Source organism: Nostoc sp. NMS4 (genome assembly GCF_017115095.1).
Taxonomy (GTDB): domain Bacteria; phylum Cyanobacteriota; class Cyanobacteriia; order Cyanobacteriales; family Nostocaceae; genus Nostoc.
On sequence record NZ_JABXKI010000006.1, the window covers coordinates 1 to 2,629 of the forward strand.

At 43.1% G+C, this 2,629-nt stretch carries 1 protein-coding gene and 1 pseudogene; one reads left to right on the plus strand and one right to left on the minus strand.

Features of this window, described 5'->3' with window-relative positions:
- A pseudogene (locus HWQ37_RS00095) lies at window positions 1-477 on the minus strand (ISNCY family transposase); the annotation flags it as partial.
- Window positions 478-819: 342 nt separating this feature from the next.
- Here HWQ37_RS00095 and HWQ37_RS00100 point away from each other — a divergent pair.
- On the plus strand, window positions 820-2,629 hold a 1,810-nt coding region (locus tag HWQ37_RS00100; RefSeq protein ID WP_292742512.1), incomplete at its 3' end, for a plasmid replication protein, CyRepA1 family.

The window sequence follows — 2,629 nt, forward strand, 5'->3', positions numbered from 1 at the left end:
AAATAGGTTGTAGTTCCATTTCGATGATTACGATAGTTACAATGAGGGCAATTAATTTTCTTAGATGAAAAGTATTCTGTGCCATCTAAAGCGATTAAAATTTCTTCATCTAAGTAGAGAAACTTTTTTAAAACTCCATTTATATTTAACCATTCATAGACTTTTTGAAAAGCCATAAAGATAGTAGCGGCTGGAACTGGATCTAATAAATTTCTTATTTGATTATCAGAGGGGATTTTCTCAAGTTGATTATAAACTTTCTGCGTTATCTTTTCCTTTATTGCTTTTCATTAATCGTTGATGGTCTAAAAAAGACGCGCTCTGAGTAAAAAAGATTGAAAATGCTGCCATTACTGCATCTTCTACCTGATATTTCGTATTATTTCCTGGTTTCCTTTCATCAGGTAATTCATGTAATAATGACCGTAAAAATTGCATTAATTCATAAATTTCTAGGGTCGCTGCCTGTTGAGCCATCTTGAAGTAATTTGACGCGCTAGTGGATTTTTAACTTATTGATTTTATCTCAGATGACAACAATTATAAATTTTTATTTCTCTTGAATTCCTCAATTAAAACCGAACTATCGAACTGGATTTCCCCCATTCATTGCAATAAACTAAGTAGTTGTACTTAATTATTCCCGGTTAATTGTTTTTTACCGATGCCTACGGCGGGCTGCGCCTACGCCGCTCCCTGAAAAACTAGTTATTTTGTACTATATTTTGAATTCTAAAATCGGGGTTAATGCTCTATTTATTTCAAAATGAGAATTGCTGACATTTAACTGAATGGCGGGGCAGTGGAGTTGACGAAGAAATCTTTCATCTAAATGTCAAATCGCTCTACGGCACAACACCTTACGAATATCTGCTCTACAGTCCCAAAATATCCCGTCGCAATGATGGACGATTACGAGACAGAGACTTGAAGAAATACCAGCACATCGAACTAGGCGGCTGGTGGTGCAGTGGCGTTGACCCGCTCAAAAACTACGTCCTGATGATGTGGGGCTGCTTCAAACCCGACCATCCCCGACGTGACCGCCAGAAGATCCACAAGTTCATCAAGTACGAACACCCATTTAGAGAAGAGACACGCGCTTTCTTCCTCCTAGTGCCGAATCGCATTTGGGTGAAAGTCTCCAATCGTAGCGGCATCCCCATCACCGAAGAAGATTTGCAACACCCTGGTGGCTTCTGGCATTGGGTTTGGCGGCACAATGTACCAGTGACAATTGTTGAAGGAGTCAAAAAAGCGGGGGCATTACTGACTGCTGGTTATGCAGCGATCGCAATTCCGGGAGTAAACGCCGGATACCGCACACCCCAAGATGAGTACGGTACTGCCATTGGTAAACCATCCCTGATTCCAGACTTGAAACATTTTGCAACACAGGGCAGACAGGTCAACATTTGCTTTGACCAGGACAACAAACCTGAGACAGTTCAACGGGTGAGAACCGCTATCAGTCGCATGGGACGGCTGCTGGTAAACGAGGGTTGTTCGCTGCGAGTGATTGATTTACCATTAGGTGCAGAGAAAGGGGTTGATGATTTTATTGTTGCCAAAGGACGGGAAGCTTTTGACGCACTTTATAATACTGCTGTTGCTTTGGAATTATGGGAAATCAAGCTGTTTACTCTGCTGACTTACCCGCCGTCAATCGCTCTCAACCAAAGATTCTTGGGTCAGCTTCTCGTCCCTGAAGGTGAAAAACTGATTATCCTCAAAGCTCCCAAGGGAACCGGTAAAACCGAATGGCTGTCTACTGAGGTGGCGAAGGCGCATGACCTTGGACGTAGGGTGTTAATCATCACCCATCGGATTCAACTTGGTGAGGCGTTATGCGATCGCTTTGGTGTTAACTATGTTACCGAAGTTCGCACGAATGAAACAGGCACATTATTAGGATACGGGGTGTGTGTGGATTCGCTACATCAGGAAAGTCAAGCCCGTTTTAATCCCGATGACTGGTCAAATGATGTAATTATTATTGATGAATGCGACCAAGTATTCTGGCATTTGCTCAACTCTGGTACTGAAGTGCAAAAGCGTCGGGTATCCGTTCTCAAAAACCTCAAACAACTGGTACAAGATGTTTTGGGCAGTAGTCAAGGAAAGATTTACTTGTCCAGTGCCGATGTTTCCGACACAGATGTGAAGTATGTTTTATCACTCGCTGGAGAATATCGGGTTAATTCATTCGTTATCGTCAACAACTATCGGCACGTAGCTGGCAACTGTTACAATTATTCTGGCAGTAACCCGAAGAATCTCATCGCCGCACTGGACAAAGCGATTTCTAAAGGAGGGCATCATCTATTGTGTTGCTCTGCTCAAAAGGCTAAGTCCAAATGGGGGACGCAAGCATTGGAGGAACGTTTTCGCCGGAAATACCCAGAATTACGGATTCTGCGAATTGACAGCGAATCTGTTGCTGATCCATCTCATGCTGCTATGGGGTGTATTTCTCACCTGAACGAAATTCTCACCGAGTATGATTTAGTTATCGCCTCACCCAGTCTTGAAACTGGGGTATCCATCGACATTGAAGGACATTTTGATGGTGTATGGGGGATTTTTCAGGGAGTGCAGCCGGTTAACTCCGTGCGGCAGATGTTGGCAA